Annotated in this window: 17 protein-coding genes; 6 read left to right on the top strand and 11 right to left on the bottom strand. The window is 68.1% G+C overall.

Annotated features, from left to right (window positions below; genetic code table 11):
- Positions 1-94 precede the first annotated feature (94 nt).
- Positions 95-784, top strand: a complete 690-nt coding sequence (locus AW271_RS27685) for a hypothetical protein (RefSeq protein ID WP_062340533.1) — start codon at positions 95-97, stop codon at positions 782-784.
- Positions 785-900: 116 nt separating this feature from the next.
- Here the strand turns inward: AW271_RS27685 and AW271_RS27680 are convergent, their stop codons facing one another.
- A complete protein-coding gene (locus AW271_RS27680; RefSeq protein ID WP_245653231.1) occupies positions 901-1431 on the bottom strand; it encodes a tetratricopeptide repeat protein in 531 nt (176 codons plus the stop codon).
- A gap of 203 nt (positions 1432-1634) precedes the next feature.
- Between AW271_RS27680 and AW271_RS27675 the strand changes: the two genes are divergently transcribed.
- Entirely contained in the window at positions 1635-1970 is a 336-nt protein-coding gene (locus AW271_RS27675) for a hypothetical protein (RefSeq protein WP_218008190.1), read from the top strand.
- Here the strand turns inward: AW271_RS27675 and AW271_RS27670 are convergent.
- Genes AW271_RS27670 through AW271_RS27660 form a run of 3 tightly spaced genes read right to left on the bottom strand, consistent with a single transcriptional unit; the run spans position 1921 to position 5075 of the window.
- On the bottom strand, positions 1921-2616 hold the full coding sequence (locus AW271_RS27670) for a TetR/AcrR family transcriptional regulator (protein ID WP_062340530.1): 696 nt from the start codon (positions 2614-2616) through the stop codon (positions 1921-1923). The genes AW271_RS27675 and AW271_RS27670 overlap by 50 nt on opposite strands.
- A 22-nt stretch (positions 2617-2638) precedes the next feature.
- The gene (locus AW271_RS27665; protein ID WP_062340529.1) at positions 2639-3934 is read right to left on the bottom strand and encodes a DUF2252 domain-containing protein; all 1296 of its coding nucleotides are present in this window, start codon (positions 3932-3934) and stop codon (positions 2639-2641) included.
- 55 nt (positions 3935-3989) lie between these two features.
- Complete coding sequence (locus AW271_RS27660; protein ID WP_157554679.1) at positions 3990-5075, bottom strand: CapA family protein; 1086 nt, start codon at positions 5073-5075, stop codon at positions 3990-3992.
- A 138-nt stretch (positions 5076-5213) separates the two neighbouring features.
- Here AW271_RS27660 and AW271_RS27655 point away from each other — a divergent pair, with 138 nt between their 5' ends.
- The gene (locus AW271_RS27655; RefSeq protein WP_062340528.1) at positions 5214-6662 is read left to right on the top strand and encodes a catalase; all 1449 of its coding nucleotides are present in this window, start codon (positions 5214-5216) and stop codon (positions 6660-6662) included.
- Positions 6663-6742: 80 nt separating this feature from the next.
- Here the strand turns inward: AW271_RS27655 and AW271_RS38975 are convergent, their stop codons facing one another.
- The 3 genes from AW271_RS38975 to AW271_RS27645 form a co-directional block, all read right to left on the bottom strand.
- Positions 6743-6943 (bottom strand): DUF397 domain-containing protein, encoded by a 201-nt coding sequence (locus tag AW271_RS38975; protein WP_245653230.1) that lies wholly within the window; start codon positions 6941-6943, stop codon positions 6743-6745.
- A 132-nt stretch (positions 6944-7075) separates the two neighbouring features.
- Positions 7076-7270 (bottom strand): DUF397 domain-containing protein, encoded by a 195-nt coding sequence (locus tag AW271_RS27650; protein ID WP_062340527.1) that lies wholly within the window; start codon positions 7268-7270, stop codon positions 7076-7078.
- Positions 7267-8160, bottom strand: coding sequence for a helix-turn-helix domain-containing protein (locus tag AW271_RS27645; RefSeq protein ID WP_063818134.1), 894 nt, complete (start codon positions 8158-8160; stop codon positions 7267-7269). Before AW271_RS27645 ends, AW271_RS27650 begins: the two co-directional genes overlap by 4 nt.
- A 668-nt stretch (positions 8161-8828) precedes the next feature.
- Here AW271_RS27645 and AW271_RS27635 point away from each other — a divergent pair.
- From AW271_RS27635 to AW271_RS27625, 3 genes are read left to right on the top strand one after another with little or no spacing between them, the layout of a single operon-like run.
- Positions 8829-10931, top strand: coding sequence for a molybdopterin-dependent oxidoreductase (locus AW271_RS27635; protein ID WP_062340524.1), 2103 nt, complete (start codon positions 8829-8831; stop codon positions 10929-10931).
- A gap of 23 nt (positions 10932-10954) precedes the next feature.
- The gene (locus AW271_RS27630) at positions 10955-11557 is read left to right on the top strand and encodes an HD domain-containing protein (RefSeq protein WP_062340523.1); all 603 of its coding nucleotides are present in this window, start codon (positions 10955-10957) and stop codon (positions 11555-11557) included.
- 48 nt (positions 11558-11605) lie between these two features.
- A complete protein-coding gene (locus AW271_RS27625) occupies positions 11606-12514 on the top strand; it encodes a Rieske (2Fe-2S) protein (RefSeq protein ID WP_062340522.1) in 909 nt (302 codons plus the stop codon).
- Here AW271_RS27625 and AW271_RS27620 read toward each other — a convergent pair.
- The 4 genes from AW271_RS27620 to AW271_RS27605 form a co-directional block, all read right to left on the bottom strand.
- On the bottom strand, positions 12498-12725 hold the full coding sequence (locus AW271_RS27620; protein ID WP_030456190.1) for a DUF8836 family protein: 228 nt from the start codon (positions 12723-12725) through the stop codon (positions 12498-12500). The genes AW271_RS27625 and AW271_RS27620 overlap by 17 nt on opposite strands.
- Positions 12726-12766: 41 nt before the next feature.
- Entirely contained in the window at positions 12767-13513 is a 747-nt protein-coding gene (locus AW271_RS27615) for a sulfite exporter TauE/SafE family protein (protein ID WP_218008198.1), read from the bottom strand.
- A 196-nt stretch (positions 13514-13709) separates the two neighbouring features.
- Entirely contained in the window at positions 13710-14639 is a 930-nt protein-coding gene (locus AW271_RS27610; protein WP_062340520.1) for an SPFH domain-containing protein, read from the bottom strand.
- Between the two features lie 76 nt (positions 14640-14715).
- Positions 14716-15504 (bottom strand): ABC transporter ATP-binding protein, encoded by a 789-nt coding sequence (locus AW271_RS27605; RefSeq protein ID WP_062340641.1) that lies wholly within the window; start codon positions 15502-15504, stop codon positions 14716-14718.
- Between the last annotated feature and the right edge of the window lie 40 nt (positions 15505-15544).

Here is a 15544-nt window from a genome sequence, read left to right as displayed (position 1 = left end):
TTCTCCACGACTGGGACAAGCGGCTCCCGGCTGCGAAAACCCCGCTGCTACGTTCGGCACTCACCGAACTACCGCAAGCAACAGGGGGACGTCGATGTCGACGACACCACGTAGCATCCGGGGGCGGCTCGTCGCCCTGGCGGTCGTCACCGCCGGGGTGAGCTGGTTGTCCGCCGCCGGCCAGCAGGCCCACGCGGACGACGGCCTGTGCGTGACCGGTTACCGCGCCGCCGCCAAGACGGGCGCGGTCGCCGCCTCGGTCGTGAAGGGCGCCGCCGACGTCGCGCGGTCGGCGGGCGCGGCCGGCCAGACCGTCCGCGACCTGACCCGCACGGGCGGCTCCGCGGCGATGACCATGGCCCAGGCGGGCCGCCTGGCGGGCGTGCCGTGCGGGCGGGTGGCGCCGAAGGACGAGGTGTCCCGGACCGTCCAGCGCGCCGCCGCCCTGCTCGGCCTGTCGGGCCTGGCGCGGGCCGACGGGGTGCTCGGCATCGCGTCGGGGTCGGCGCTGCCGGGGGTGCCCAACGTGGTTCCCGACCTCTCGCTGCTGCCCGACCTGCCGGGTGTGCCGCCGGTGCCCCGGGTGTCGAAGGTGCTGCCGAAGGTCCCGAAGGTGGCCGTGGTGCCGCGCGGCATCAGCGACTCGGTCGGCGGGGTCGTCGACGGTGTGCAGCCGCAGCAGGCGCCCGCTCCGAAGCGGAAGGCCGACGACCTGGGCGTCGGCGGCCTGTCGAACATCACCAAGCTGACCGGAGGGCTCCTCGGCGGCGCCCTCCTCCACTGATCTTCGTTTCCCCGTAGTTCCCTTATCGCCTCCGGCCAGCGCTCCCAGCGAGCGGGCGGGCCGTCGACATACATACGAAACGGGCCGCGAGATTTCTCGCGGCCCGTTTTTCGGTGTCAGGAGGCCAGGGCGTCGAGGTCGTCTTCCGGGAGGCCCAGGTCGATGCGGATGCGGTAGCGGGTGCGCAGCAGGGATTCGCGGAGCGAGTTGCCCGGGGGGCAGGCCGTGACGCCCTCGGTGGCCCATTCGTGGGCTCCCGCCAGGTCTCCGTACGCCGCCAGGGTCTCGGCCACGTTGAGCACGGTCGCCGGGGTGCAGGGGGCGGCGCGCAGGGCCTCGATCACGTCGCGGGCCTCGTCGGGCCGGTCGAGTTCGAAGAGGGTGTCGGCGATGCCCGCACGAGGGTCGACGTTGACGTCTCCCCCGTCGTCTTCGGCCGCCATGCGGTAGCGGTCGAGCGCCGCGTCGGGGTGACCCGCCTGACGCCACTCCTCGGCGGCCAGGGCCAGGATGTAGGCCCGGGATACTTCGCCCGATTCGTACCCTTGCGCGAGGTCGTCGAGGCGCCTCGCGAGGGCACCGTGGTCATCGGAGAGCAGAGCCTGTTCGAGCAGACGATCAAGCTGCTCCCGCGTCACATGTGCCACAAGGATGAGGCTAGCGAGCGCGAAGGTTCTTTGCCCGGACAACGGCAGGTGTTCCTCCGGCAACGATTCGCGCCAGATCACCTACAGAGCGTGTGTCGTTCCAGCTCATGGGCATTATTGACGGGACCTGAGCTCCATCAGGAGGTGACGGGACTGCGATGGGCCTTTCCAAGCAGACGACCTTCACAGTGGCCGGCGCGCTCATGGCGGCTGCGATTCTGCCCGGTTTGGCGGGTTATGTCGCGGCGCGTTTCGAGGCCCACGAACAAGCCGTCAAAGAGGTGCTCCGGCTGAGGGCACAACTCCAGGACATCCGGTCGGCGCGGGGCGCCGACATGCGCACCCTCGAACTGCGCGACGCCCAATTGCGGGCCGCGCGGATCAGCGACGAGAACGCGCGGCGGCAACCGTGCCGGCCGCAACTCGACCGCATCACCCTCGCCGTGCCCCGCACGCCGATTCTCACCCCGGCCGCCGTCGAGGCGATCATCAAGAGCCGGATCGAGCTCCAGGCGCCACCCGGGTGGCCGCCGCGTTGAACTGGCGCAGCTGCCGCGACAGATAGCTGCGCACCAGGGTCTTGGCCTCCGCGATGATCTCGGGGTCGCCGTCGGGATCACGCCGGAAAGCCAGTTTCAGTACGGCGTCGCCGCCCTCGACCGCCACCAGTATCGCGGTGTCGAGGCGTTCGCTGTCGGCCATGCCGAACTCCTTCAGCAGGAGCCCGCGCAGGCGGCCGGCGATGACGGTGTTGTTGTCGGTGCCCGCGTCGAGCAGGTTGAGGTCGACCGCGTCGCCGAACCGCAACGACTTGAAGCCGGGCACCGAGCGGTGCATCTCGACGTACTCGTCGATGATCGCGTCGACCGCGTCCCACCAGCCGCCGTACTCCTCGCTGATGAAGCGGCGGCCCACCCGGGCCACGAAGAGCTCGACGTTTCTCCTGGTCAGGGCCTGGCTGATGGCACGTTTGTCGGGGAAGAACTGGTAGACCGAGCCGATCGCCACGTCGGCGCGCTCGGCGATCCTGGTCGTCGACAGGCCGTCGTACCCGACCTCGTCCAGCAGCTCGGCGCAGGCGTCGAGCATGCGCTCGACCCGGCGCGCGCTGCGGCGTTGCGTCGGCTGGCGGCGCAGCGAGGAGTTCCCGGAATCGTCGGAGTAGTCAAGGGGCTGGCTGGACACTCTCCCTATCTTGCCCGGGAATCTACAGACCGGGGAATCTGCCGTTACGGAACAGATCCACAAAAAGCTGATGGTCGTGCCGGGCGCGGGCGCCGTAGGCGTGGGCGAAGTCGACGAGCAGCGTGGTGAAGTCGTCCTCCCGGCCGCCGATCACGGCGACGATCGCCTCCTCGGTGGAGAAGTCGACCAGGTCGTGGCTCGACTCGTCGTCGGCGACCGAGTGCATGCGGGCGACCGCGCGGCCCAGGTCGGTGATCACCGAGGCGATCTCGACGGGCTCGTTGACGTCGCTCCAGTCGAGGTCGGCCGAGTAGGGCGAGACCTCGGCGACGAGCTGGCCGACGCCGTTGAGGTCGGCGTACCCGAGCCAGGAGTCGGCGTAGGCCTGGAGGGCGCGCTGCGACTCGGCGGTGCGGTGGCCCTGGTGCCGGAAGTAGCCGTGCACCTTCTCGTCGTCGATGTAGCGGGCCACGGCCGGGACCTGGGCCTGCTTCATGTAGAGGATGACGTCGTTCTCCAGCGCCTGGGTGTGCCCTTCGAGCAGCAGGTTGTACGACGGCAGGCCCGCCGACCCGATCCCGATGCCCTGCCGCAGGACGACGTCCTTGACGTGGTGCTCGACGGGGTTGAGCGGCTGCGGCAGCGTGGCCAGGTAGCCCTCGTAGGCGGCCAGCACGGCGTCGCGGGTGGCGTCGTCGACGGGGTGGCGGTTGTCGGCGACCGCGAAACGGCGCTCGAAGTTCTCGACCGTGGTCTCCTCGTCGAGCAGCGCCACCCGCGTGTTCAGCCGCGCGGTCTGCAGCACCCGGTGCAGCACCCCGGTGGTGGTCTCGAGCGTGAGCGACCCGATGGCGTCGTCGCCGCCGTGGGCGATGGCGGTGAGCTCGTGGAGGTAGGAGTGGGCGAACTCGCGGACCAGCTCGGAGATGACGTCGTCGGACAGCGCCTTGGCGTAGCCGATGAGCGCGACGCTGGCCACGAACCGCTTCAGATCCCAGACGTACGGCCCGACGTAGGCCTCGTCGAAGTCGTTGACGTTGAAGACCAGGCGGCCCGAGGAGTTCATGTAGGTGCCGAAGTTCTCGGCGTGCAGGTCGCCGTGGATCCAGACGCGGCGGGTCAGGTCGTCGAGGAACGCGTCGTCGGCCGGCTCGCTTGAGAGGTCGGCGTAGAACAGGCACGCGCTGCCCCGGTAGAAGGCGAACGGGGTCGCCGCCATCTTGCGGAACTTGGCCCGGAACGCCCCGGGCTCGCGGGCGATGGACTCACCGAACTCGGCCAGCAGGACGTCGAGAATGAACTGGGACCGCTGCGTCATGAGGAGACGGTAGTGCCGCCGGGCCTGACAACGCCATGACCAGCCGATTGACAAATCACGGCTTGGCCGAAAGCCCGGTGCACTCGCGCAGCGACCGCCAGTAGGCGATCTCCTGCCGCCCCGCCGACCCGGTGACCGGGACGGGCACGCCCCCGTTGATGCGGGCCGGCGTCCAGGTGTCCTTGAGCACCTTGCGGCCGTTGATCGTCAGGGTCAGCACGCCGGTCCGGCCGGTGTCGGGGCCCCAGTTGTAGAAGACGAAGTTGCCCAGGCCGTAGCTGACGTAGGCGTTGTCGAGGTAACCCGCGCCGAGCAGGATGTGGGCGTGCCCGCCGACCACGACGTCGGCGCCCGCCGCGACCAGCTTGGGGGCCAGCGAGAGCTGCGCCTCGTTGGGGCACTTCTGCAGCTCGGTCCCCCAGTGCAGGTGGACGATCACCGTGTCGTTGTTCTTCCGGGCGTTCTTGACCGCCTGGATCAGCCGCGCCTCCTCCTTGGCCGAGGCGAGGCCGCCCTGGGAGCCGGTGGCCGTCCACGAGGAGATGAACTCGGCGTCGAGCACCTGGGTCGCGCCGATGATCGCGACCTTGTTGCCGTTCACGACGGTCCGCCAGGGCCGGTAGGCCTCGGTGGCGTTGCGCCCGACGCCCACGATGGGGAACTTCGACTTCTTGATGGCCGCGAGGGAGTCGTCCAGGCCGCTCTGCATGTAGTCCATGCCGTGGTTGTTGGCCATCGAGGCGACGTCGACGCCGGCGGCCTTGAGCGCGGTCAGCGCGCTGGCGGGGGCGCGGAAGGTGTACTGCTTGCCGGGGGCCGGGGTGCCCGCCTCGGTGATGGCGGTCTCCAGGTTGACCATCGCGAGGTCGGCCTTCGACAACACCTTGGCGATCGGCCCGAGCGCGGTCTTCGGGTTGGCGTTCAGCCGGGTGCGCAGGATGCCCTCGAAGTGGACGTCACCCCCGAAGGCGATGGTGAACGGCTTCTTCGTCGGCTTCGGCTTGGGAGACGGCGTCTCGCGGGTGGCCTGCTCAGGCGCCTTGACGCGCTCCACGCCGGGATCCTCCGCGGCGGCGGCGCATCCGGCACTCAGGGCAGCGGCGGCGATCATCGCAATTGCACGTCTCACGGTCCAGAGCATGCCATCTCATGAAGGTTCGCGCCTTAGGGAGACTTCTTATGGACAAACTGGGGAAATTCACTTACTTGAATAGTTCAAGTTAAGAGACGTAGCGTGGGGAAAGTGGTGATAGGCCAGACGACTTCTGGAGGACACCCGATGACTGACAGGCCACGTACCACGACGGATTCCGGCACCCCGGCCCCGAGCGACGAGTTCTCGCTCTCCGTCGGCCCCGAAGGACCGCTCCTGCTGCAGGACCACTATCTGATCCAGAAGATGGCCCAGTTCAACCGGGAGCGGGTGCCTGAACGCGTCGTCCACGCCAAGGGCGGCGGCGCCCACGGGTTCATGGAGATCACCGAGGACGTCAGCCAGTTCACCAAAGCCGGCCTGTTCCAGAAGGGCGCCCGCACCGACCTGTTCCTGCGCTTCTCGACGGTCGCCGGCGAACTCGGCAGCGCCGACACCCAGCGCGACCCGCGCGGCTTCGCCATCAAGTTCTACACCGACGAGGGCAACTACGACCTGGTCGGGAACAACACCCCCATCTTCTTCGTGCGGGACCCGCAGAAGTTCCAGGACTTCATCCACAGCCAGAAGCGCCGCGCCGACAACCACATGCGCGACCACAACATGCAGTGGGACTTCTGGACGTTGTCACCCGAGTCGGCCCACCAGGTGACCTTCCTGATGAGCGACCGAGGCACCCCGGCGTCGTGGCGGCACATGCACGGCTTCGGCTCGCACACCTTCCTCTGGTACAACGCGGCCGGCGAGAAGTTCTGGGTCAAGTACCACCTGCGCACCGACCAGGGCATCAAGAACTTCACCGACGCCGAGGCCGCCGCGATGATCGGCCAGGACGCCGACTTCCACATCAGGGACCTGTACGACGCCATCAAGCGCGGCGACCACCCGTCGTGGACGGTGAACGTGCAGATCATGCCGTTCGAGGAGGCGGCCGACTACCGCTTCAACCCGTTCGACCTGACGAAGGTGTGGCCGCACGGCGACTACCCGGAGATCACGATCGGCCGGTTCACCCTGAACCGGAACCCGGCGAACTACTTCGCCGAGGTGGAACAGGCGGGCTTCGAGCCGTCGAACTTCGTGCCCGGCATCGGGCCCTCGCCGGACAAGATGCTGCAGGGACGGCTGTTCTCCTACCCGGACACCCACCGGTACCGGATCGGGCCCAACTACCAGCAACTGCCGATCAACGCTCCCCGGGTGCCGGTGCACAGCTACAACCGGGACGGGGCGATGCGGTACGCCAACATGCCCGACCCTGTCTACGCGCCGAACAGCATGGGCGGGCCGGCGGCCTTCGAGGACCTGTACGCCGGGGACACCTACCACGTGACCGGGGAGATCATGCGCTCCGCGTACCGGCCGCATGCCGAGGACGACGACTTCGTGCAGCCTCGGGCGTTGTGGGAGAACGTGCTGAGCGAGGAGGACCGGGCGAACCTGACGAGCAACATCGTCGGGCACGCTTCGGCGCCGGAGATGACGCCGGAGGTGCAGAAGCGGGTGGTCGAATACTGGACCAACGTCCACAAGGACCTGGGCCAGGGCGTGGCCCGGGGCCTGGGCATCGACTGATCCGGCCGGGGTTTCGGCCCCAACAGACAACGGCCCGCCTCCTCCCCACCGAGGAATGCGGGCCGTTTTCACGTCAGCGCCTAGTCGAACTCTCCAACCGCCAAACCCTGGAGGAAGGCGTTCCACTCGGCTTCGGTGAAGACCAGTACGGGCCCATCGGGGTCCCGGCTGTGGCGGACTGCGGTGTAGCTTCCTGCCACCCGAGCCACTTCAACACAGTTTCCGGTGGTGCTGAAGCTGCTCTTGTGCCAGACGGCATCGGACATGTCGACATTCGACACGGCCCACCCCTTTTCGTCTTGGTCACCGTCAGAATGACGAAAAGGGGCCTAGGTACTCAATGTCCTAAAACGTCAGGTTATGGTCCGGCCAGGCATCAATCAGGCGCAGCCGGACCTCCCCTCACTCAGGGACTACTGGTCGAACTCGCCTCTCTTCACACCGCCGATGAACGCCTGCCATTCGTTCTGGGTGAAGACAAGGGCGGTGCCGTTCCGGTCCTTGCTGTCGCGCACGCCCACCTGCCCCTCGTCAAGGCGAGCAACCTCCACGCAGTTCCCCGCGTTGCTGAGGGTGCTCTTCTTCCAAACCGCATTTCCTGAAGTCATTGGCCGACGTTCCCGTTCTGCTGCATCATGCCCTGCCAGTACGCTGCAGCATCCTTGATCAACTGCCGTGAGGCGACTGGCTCGAGGGCCACCCCAACCAAATGATCAAAAGCACGCTCGTATACGAAGACTTCCTCTGGATCTTCCACAAACCGAGATCCTTCGAGGTCTTCGAGGTACACGAGGTCTGGGAAATCAGGGAACGTGAAGTGCACAAAGGGGCCGGTGGTCACCGGCAGAAGCTTTGACTTGGAGATGATCCGAATATCAATATGATCAAGTTCGCTGGCGACCGCCAGACTCTCCATCTGGTTCCGCATCACGACGGGACCGCCGACATCACGGCTCAGCAGTGACTCTTCGAACACGACCCTGAATCGGAGTGGCTTCGAGCTATGGAAGAGAGTCTGCTGGCGGCGAACCCTCACCTCGACTCGATCCTGTAACCACGTCTTCGGGGCCTGGAGGATCGGCTGCGACAGGTTGCTCATCAAGACACGTGCGTAGTCCTCGGTTTGCAGAAGCCCTGGGAGAACCATCGGTTCCCAGTTCCGCAACTCTTCGGCTTCGGCCTCGAGTTCGAGAAATGCCGCGAATCCGGGCGGGAAGGACTCGCTGAAGAGCCCCCACCAGCCCTTTTGGGCAGCATCTCGGCGAAGCCTCATCATCTGGCTCAGCACAGGATCGTCGCCACCATACGCGGCAACCAACGCGGCAACGTCGTCCTCACTGGGCAGAGTCAGGCCGTTCTCTATACGGCTTACCTTCGCGGCTGACCAGCCCAGCGGCTTGGCCACCTTCGCGCCGGTCATCCCGGTTACTTCGCGAAGTCTCCGAAGTTGCTGCCCAAGGCGGCGGCGACGAGGCGTGGCAGTGTCCTTTTCTGGCATCCCCGTCCCCCCGTCTCGCAGACGCTGGACTGGTGCCCTCATGGGAGGGCCACCGACGATCGTATGCAATTTGCATCCGGACTTGCAGTGTATTCCTCGCGAAGTTTTACGCCATGTCTTGCAGACAAACTTCTTCTGATAGAGCATCTAGGTAGAAGGTTCACAGAAGATCGCTAACCGGACACGGCCGGTTCCTCGTGACCTCCGGCAAAGAAAAAAGGCCGGGCCGAAGGCTGCCACCGACGACCCGACCCGAGAGCTCCACTCGAAGCCACCGATAAGGAGTCTCCTATGCCCTTCCACCGTACCAACGCCATCTTGCTATGCAAGGCCCGACTCATACTGCTCCGTGATGGGGCCGACCGTCGGTTGTGCTCCGCGCAGGATCGTTGGGCTTATGAGCTGGAGTGGACCACCACTCGCAGAGGCTTCGGGAGTCGCGTCTACCGCGATCCCCGTTTCGACGTCGTTCGTGAGGTCGAGGAGGTCGGCCGGCTCGTGCTGGCCGGTTGACCCGTTGAGCTGGGCCGTGCCCACCGGGCGCCGGGCGCGGCTCAGTAGGAGGCCCGGACGGTCCGCGGGGGCGTCTGGGCGACGGCGGGGGCCACAGAATTTTATTCCGTTCTGGGGCTTCCGCCCCTCCTGCTCGCGGGCGCACGATGAGATCCATGACGACCGTCCACCGAACCTGTCCCCTCTGTGAGGCCGTCTGCGGTCTCACGATCACGCTGGAGGGCGACCGCGTCACCAAGGTCACCGGCGACCGTGACGATCCGTTCTCCAAGGGTTTCATCTGCCCCAAAGGGGCCTCGCTCGGGCGGCTCGACGAAGACCCCGACCGGCTTTCCGCACCATTGGTTCGCGAGGGTGACCAGTGGCGCGAGGTGGGCTGGGAGGAGGCCTTCGCGGCCGTCGCCAAGGGCCTGAAGGACATCTCGGGACCCGAGCGGGCCGTCTACCTGGGCAATCCCAGCGCCCACAGCATGGCGGGGGCCCTCTACGGAGGGGCGCTGATCAGGGCGCTGGGCACCCGGAACGTCTTCTCGGCGAGCACGGCCGACCAGATGCCCAAGCACGTCGCCTCGGGGCTGATGTTCGGGCATCCGATGACGATCGCGGTGCCCGACCTCGATCGCACCGACTTCCTGCTCATGCTGGGGGCCAATCCGCTGGAGTCGAACGGGTCGCTCTGCACCGCGCCCGACTTCCCCGGCCGGCTCAAGGCGCTCCGGAAGCGGGGCGGGACCCTCGTCGTGGTCGACCCCCGACGCACGCGGACCGCCGAGCTGGCCGACGAGCACGTCTTCGTCCGGCCGGGCACCGACGCGTTCCTGCTGGCGGGCATCGCGCACACCCTCTTCGCCGAGAATCTCGTGACGACCACCCTTCCGGTCGAGGGGCTCGCCGAGGTCGAGGCGGTCGTCAAGGACTTCCCGCCGCAGGTGGTGGAGGCCGCCTGCGGCGTCCCTGCCGAGGTGACGGTACGGCTCGCGCGCGCCCTCGCGGCCGCTCCCGCCGCCGCCGTCTACGCCCGCATCGGGACGTGCACCGCCGAGTTCGGCACCGTGACGCAGTGGCTCGTGGACGTCCTGAACGTGCTCACCGGCAATCTCGACCGGCCGGGCGGGGCCATGTTCCCGATGCCCGCCACCGAGGGGGCGCGCCGGCGCAAGCCGTACCGGACCGGACGGTGGACCAGCCGGGTGCGCGGCCTGAAGGAGACCAACGGCGAACTGCCGGTCGCGACCCTGGCCGACGAGATCGAGACGCCAGGCGAGGGGCGGATCAGGGCCCTGGTGACCGTGGCCGGGAACCCCGCTTCGTCGGCGCCCAACGCGAAACGGCTGGCCGGGGCCCTCGCGCAGCTCGACTTCATGGTCAGCGTCGACATCTACCTCAACGAGACCACCCGCCACGCGAACGTGATCCTGCCGCCGCCCCGGCTGCTGGCCACCGGCCACTACGACTTCGCGCTGCTGGGCTTCGCGGTGCGCAACTACGCCCGCTACTCCCCGCCGATCCTGGCCTCCGACGGGCCCTCGGAAGCGGAGATCCTCATCCGGCTCATCGAGATCGCCTCCGGCTTCTCCGGGGTGGACGATCTGATCATCGGCCAGTTGATCGGCGACCACGACCCCGCCGAACTCGACGGGGACACCGGGGCCGAGCGTCGGCTCGACGCCATGCTGCGGCTGGGGCCGTACGGGAAATGGAACGGCGGCGACCTCACGCTGCGCAGGCTGCGCGACGAGCACCCCCACGGGCTCGACCTGGGGCCCCTCACGCCGCGGCTGCCGGAGATCCTCACCACGGCCTCGGGGAGGATCGAGCTCGCGCCGCCGGAGATCGTGGAGGACGTCGCCCGGCTCAGGGACCGGCTCGCCGTACAGAACCCGGAGTTCGTGCTCATCGGACGCCGGCACCTGCGCTCCAACAACTCCTGGTTGCACAACATCGAGCCGCTCGTCGGCGGCACCAACCGCTGCACGTTGCAGATCAACCCCGTGGACGTCGCCCGGCTCGGGCTCGGCGACCACGCCCTCGTCCGGTCGGCGGCGGGCGAGCTGACCGTGCCCCTCGAACCGACCGACAAGATCATGCCGGGGGTGGTGAGCCTGCCGCACGGCTGGGGGCACGACGGGTTGCCGCAACAGGTGGCTTCCGGGAACGCGGGTGTGAACGTCAACGTGCTGACGGATGAAAAGATCATCGATCCGCTGTCCGGGAATGCCGTGTTCAACGGTGTTCCGGTGATCCTGTGCCGCGTTTGATCACCACGGAATAGGGTGGCGCGGTGACCATCGCGCAGCACCGGGATCGCCTCGACGCTCAGCTCGCCTTCGTGGTGGAGATCGACAAGCTGAAGCGTGTCATCCGCCGGAACACCCTCATCGACGGATCGCGCCGCGAGAACGACGCCGAGCACTCGTGGCAGCTCGGCGTCTGGGCGCTGGTGATGGCCGAGCACGCCCCGGCGGGCACCGACATCGACCGGGTGGTGCGCATGCTGCTCGTCCACGACATCGTCGAGATCGACGCCGGTGACACGTTCATCTACGACCGGGTGGCGGTCGAGGCGCAGGAGGCGGCCGAGCGGGCCGCGGCCGACCGGATCTTCGGGCTGCTGCCGAGCGACCAGGCGGGCCCCCTGCGGGAGCTCTGGGACGAGTTCGAGGCCCGGCAGACCCCCGAGGCCCGCTACGCCAAGGCCCTCGACCGGCTCGCGCCGATCATGGCCAACCACCACAACGACGGCGGCACCTGGGCGCTTTACAAGGTCACCGCCTCCCAGGTGCTCGCCAACGTGGCGATCATCGAGGAGGGCTCCCCCACCCTGGGCGCCTACGCCCACGACCTGGTGGAGACCTCGGTGCTCCGAGGTCACCTCGCCCGATGATGTTCGTCTCCTGACAGGCCGGGTACGTCGTGTCAGGGGGTGACATCGATGGACAGATCAACCGAGAAGTCCGCGAAGCCACGCAAAATCGGCAATGGCGGCGGCGATCTCCTCGACCGGCTCGAACACGCCACGACGCTCGACCGGCCGATCAGAGGGCTCGCGAAGGCGGTCCGCGCCCGCATCGGGCCGGGCTGGGTGCGTGACGCGCTCCACGGCGTGCCGATCGGCCATCCGGTGCACCCGCCGCTGGCGACCGTGGCCGTGGGCTGTTTCGTGGCCACCGCCATCCTCGACGTGACCAAGTCCGACCCCATGGCCGCCCGGACCGTGCTGGCCGCCGGCCTGGCGACCGCGTTGCCGACCGCCGCGGCGGGGGTCACCGACTGGTCGACCCTGCACCGCGAGCAGCAGCGGGTCGGGTTCGTGCACGCCCTCGCCAACGCCGCCGCCGTGGGCCTCTACGCGGGCTCGCTGGCGTTCCGGATCGCCGGGCGCGAGAAGGCCGGGCGGGTCTTCGCCACGGCGGGCCTGATGGCCGCGAGCGCCGGCGCCTACCTGGGCGGCCACCTGGCCTACCGGCTCGCCGCGGGGGCCAACCACGCCGAGCAGGTCAGCCATCTGGTGCCGACCGGCTGGCACGACCTCGGCCCGATCAGCGACCTGCCCAACGGCCGGCCCGTCGCCCGCCGCCTGGGCTACATCGACCTGTTCGTGCTGCGGCTGGGCGAGGGCGTGACGGTGCTCGCCGACGGGTGCTCCCACCTGGCCGGGCCGCTGCACCAGGGCCGCGTGACGGTCGAGAACGGCGAGCCGTGCGTGGTGTGCCCGTGGCACGGCAGCGTGTTCCGGATCGCCGACGGCGCGGTGATCCACGGCCCGGCGACGGCGAAGCAGCCCTCGTTCGAGACGAGGGTGCGCCGCGACGGCGTGGTTCAGGTCAGGCCGGCTCGTTAGCGTCGATCGGGTGCTCCACCAGGGCGAGCACCCGGCTCTGCATGAACCGGGCGGTGCGGACCGGAGTTCCGTTCCTGGTCACTTCGGAGACCTCGACGACGCCCCGGCCGGTGGTCACCTCGACCCGGCGGCCGGCCTTCGTCGCGATGACCTCGTAGGTGCGGGGGGTTCCTCCGGCGTCGATGACGATTTCTACGCGATCGCCTTTCACATGGGGTTTCATACCCGTTTTCGATAATTTGTACGCATAAATCAGGCCAACAACTTCACGATCGCCACGATGCCCACCACCACGATCACCCCGCGCAGTATGGGCGACGGGATACGCCGCCCGATGCGGGCGCCGAGGTATCCGCCGATCGCCGACCCGACCGCGATCAGGGCAACCACCAGCCAGTCGACGTCGGCGATGAAGATGAACAGCAGCGCCGCGGTGAAGTTGACCAGCAGCGCCAGCAGGTTCTTGGCCGCGTTGAGGCGTTGCAGCTCCTCGTCGAGGAACAGCCCCATCAGCCCGATCAGCACGACCCCCTGGGCGGCGCCGAAATAGCCCCCGTACATGCCGCCCCCGAAGACCCCCAGCCAGAGCCACGGCCCGCCGTGGTCCCGATGGGGACGGCCGGAGATCCAGCCGGCCATCTTGGGCTGGATGACGACCAGCACCAGCGCGATGGCGATCAGCACCGGCACGATCACCTGGAACGCCTGGGCCGGGAGCCGGAGCAGCAGGAACGCGCCGACCAGCGATCCGAGGACCGAGGCGGCGCCGAGCCTGATCAGGCGGGCCCTCTGCCCCTTGAGCTCGGCCCGGTAGCCGAGGACGCCGGTGACCCCGCCCGGCACGAGCCCGATGTTGTTCGACACGTTCGCGACGATCGGCGGGTAGCCCAGTGCGAGCAGCGTCGGGAACGTGATCAGCGAACCCGAGCCGACCACGGCGTTGATGCCGCCCGCCCCGATTCCGGCCGCGAACACCGCGACCGCCCCCCACGCCGTCAACACGGTGTCACAGATCCTCATCTCGTACCGGCTGACGGAATCCTAGGCGGCAGCGGTCAGAGCTCAGGACGCGGGGGCGGCACTTGCGGTCAGGTCACAAAGGTTCCGCCGACAGGCCGATCGACGCCGGTCACAATCCGATCGGCTTCGCGGGCAGGTCGTCGCGGGTGTGGGCCGACGGGCCGGAACACACCTGTCACTTCGCGGGGAGATCCTTGTCGGTCTTGGACGGCGGCTGGAAGAGGCCGCCCAGCGACTCCAGCGCCTTGCCCATTTCGGACGGCACGATCCACAGTTTGTTCGCGTCGCCCTTGGCGATCTGCGGCAGGGTCGTCAAGTACTGGTAGGCCAGCAGCTTCTCGTCGGGGTTGCCGTCGTGGATGGCCTTGAAGACCATGCCGATCGCGTCGGCCTCGCCCTTCGCGCGCATCGCGCGGGCCTCCGCGTCGGCCTGGGCCCGCAGCACCACGGCCTCGGCCTCGCCGCGCGCCTTCAGCACCGCCGCCTCGCGCTCGCCCTGGGCGGTGAGGATGGCCGACTGCTTGTTGCCCTCGGCGGTGAGGATCGCGGCGCGCTTGTCGCGGTCGGCGCGCATCTGCTTCTCCATCGAGTCCTGGATGGAGGCGGGCGGGTCGATGGCCTTCAGCTCGACCCGGTTGACCCGGATGCCCCAGCGGCCGGTCGCGTCGTCGAGCACCCCGCGCAGCTCGGTGTTGATCTCCTCGCGGGAGGTCAGCGTGCGTTCGAGGTCCATGCCGCCGACCACGTTGCGCAGGGTCGTCACGGTCAGCTGCTCGACCGCGACGATGAAGCTCGCGATCTCGTACGTCGCCGCCTTCGGATCGGTCACCTGGAAATAGATGACCGTGTCGATGGAGACGACCAGGTTGTCGGACGTGATGACCGGCTGCGGAGGGAACGTCACCACCTGTTCGCGCAGGTCGACCTCGACTTTGATGCGGTCGATGAACGGCACGACGATGTTCAGTCCCGCGTTCAGGGTGCGGTGATATCGACCGAATCGTTCGACGATTCTCGCGGTCGCCTGCGGCACGATGCGAATCGTCCGGGCCAGCGCGAACGCGGCGAGGAAGACCACGACGAGGGTGATGACGAGCTGGGTCATGCGTCCACTCCAGTCTGTGACGACTGGAGTAAATGATATTTGGACGACGCTTTACAAGAGGAAAAAGAACGAAATATCAGAATGGCCGGGCGTACCAGCGACCGGCCGCGTTCCTCTCCAGCCCCAGAGGCACCCCGAACGTCTTCGACAGGTTGTCGCCGGTCATCACGTAGTCGATCGGGCCCTGGGCGACGACCGAACCGTGCCGGAGCATCAGCGCGTGGGTGAACCCGGCCGGGATCTCCTCGACGTGGTGGGTGACGAGCACCATCGTGGGCGCCTTCGGGTCTTGCGCGAGCTGGGAAAGCCGCCTTACCAGATCTTCGCGGGCGCCGACGTCGAGCCCGGCGGCCGGCTCGTCGAGCAGCAGCAACTCGGGGTCGGGCATGAGGGCGCGGGCGATCTGGACGCGCTTGCGCTCACCCTCGGACAGGGTGCCGAACCGGCGGCGGATCAGGTGGGCGCAGCCCAGCTGGTCGATCAGCTCGACGGCGCGGGTGACGTCGTGGGAGTCGTACTCCTCGGTCCAGCGGCCGAGGATGGCGTAGGAGGCGGTCAGCACGAGGTCGATGACCTTCTCCTCCGGCGGCACCTTCTCGGCCAGCGCCGAGCTCGCCAGGCCGATGCGCGGACGCAGCTCGAACACGTCGGTCTGGCCGAGGCGCTCGCCCAGGATGTCGACGTGGCCGTCGGTGGGGAACAGCAGCGCGGCGGCGATCTGGAGCAGCGTGGTCTTGCCGGCGCCGTTGGGGCCGATCACCACCCAGCGTTCGTCTTCGGCCACCGCCCAGTCGATGTCGCGCACCAGGATCGCGCCGTCGCGCCGGATGGCGACGCCACGCATGTTGAGCACCTGACCGCCCACGACGATCCCCCTCACGTCCGAATCCGTCCGCGTAAAATCT

The organism is Herbidospora sakaeratensis (genome assembly GCF_001570525.1).
GTDB classification, from domain to species: domain Bacteria; phylum Actinomycetota; class Actinomycetes; order Streptosporangiales; family Streptosporangiaceae; genus Herbidospora; species Herbidospora sakaeratensis.
This window is presented reverse-complemented; position numbering and strand designations above follow the sequence as displayed.

Excerpts from the sequence above, each read along its gene's own strand:
- AW271_RS27625 (WP_062340522.1), top strand. The coding sequence starts at position 11,606 with ATGGACAGATCAACCGAGAAGTCCGCGAAGCCACGCAAAATCGGCAAT.
- AW271_RS27660 (WP_157554679.1), bottom strand. The coding sequence starts at position 5,075 with ATGCTCTGGACCGTGAGACGTGCAATTGCGATGATCGCCGCCGCTGCC.
- AW271_RS27655 (WP_062340528.1), top strand. The coding sequence starts at position 5,214 with ATGACTGACAGGCCACGTACCACGACGGATTCCGGCACCCCGGCCCCG.
- AW271_RS27610 (WP_062340520.1), bottom strand. The coding sequence starts at position 14,639 with ATGACCCAGCTCGTCATCACCCTCGTCGTGGTCTTCCTCGCCGCGTTC.
- AW271_RS27650 (WP_062340527.1), bottom strand. The coding sequence starts at position 7,270 with ATGACTTCAGGAAATGCGGTTTGGAAGAAGAGCACCCTCAGCAACGCG.
- AW271_RS27635 (WP_062340524.1), top strand. The coding sequence starts at position 8,829 with ATGACGACCGTCCACCGAACCTGTCCCCTCTGTGAGGCCGTCTGCGGT.
- AW271_RS27675 (WP_218008190.1), top strand. The coding sequence starts at position 1,635 with ATGGCGGCTGCGATTCTGCCCGGTTTGGCGGGTTATGTCGCGGCGCGT.
- AW271_RS27685 (WP_062340533.1), top strand. The coding sequence starts at position 95 with ATGTCGACGACACCACGTAGCATCCGGGGGCGGCTCGTCGCCCTGGCG.
- AW271_RS27645 (WP_063818134.1), bottom strand. The coding sequence starts at position 8,160 with ATGCCAGAAAAGGACACTGCCACGCCTCGTCGCCGCCGCCTTGGGCAG.
- AW271_RS27665 (WP_062340529.1), bottom strand. The coding sequence starts at position 3,934 with ATGACGCAGCGGTCCCAGTTCATTCTCGACGTCCTGCTGGCCGAGTTC.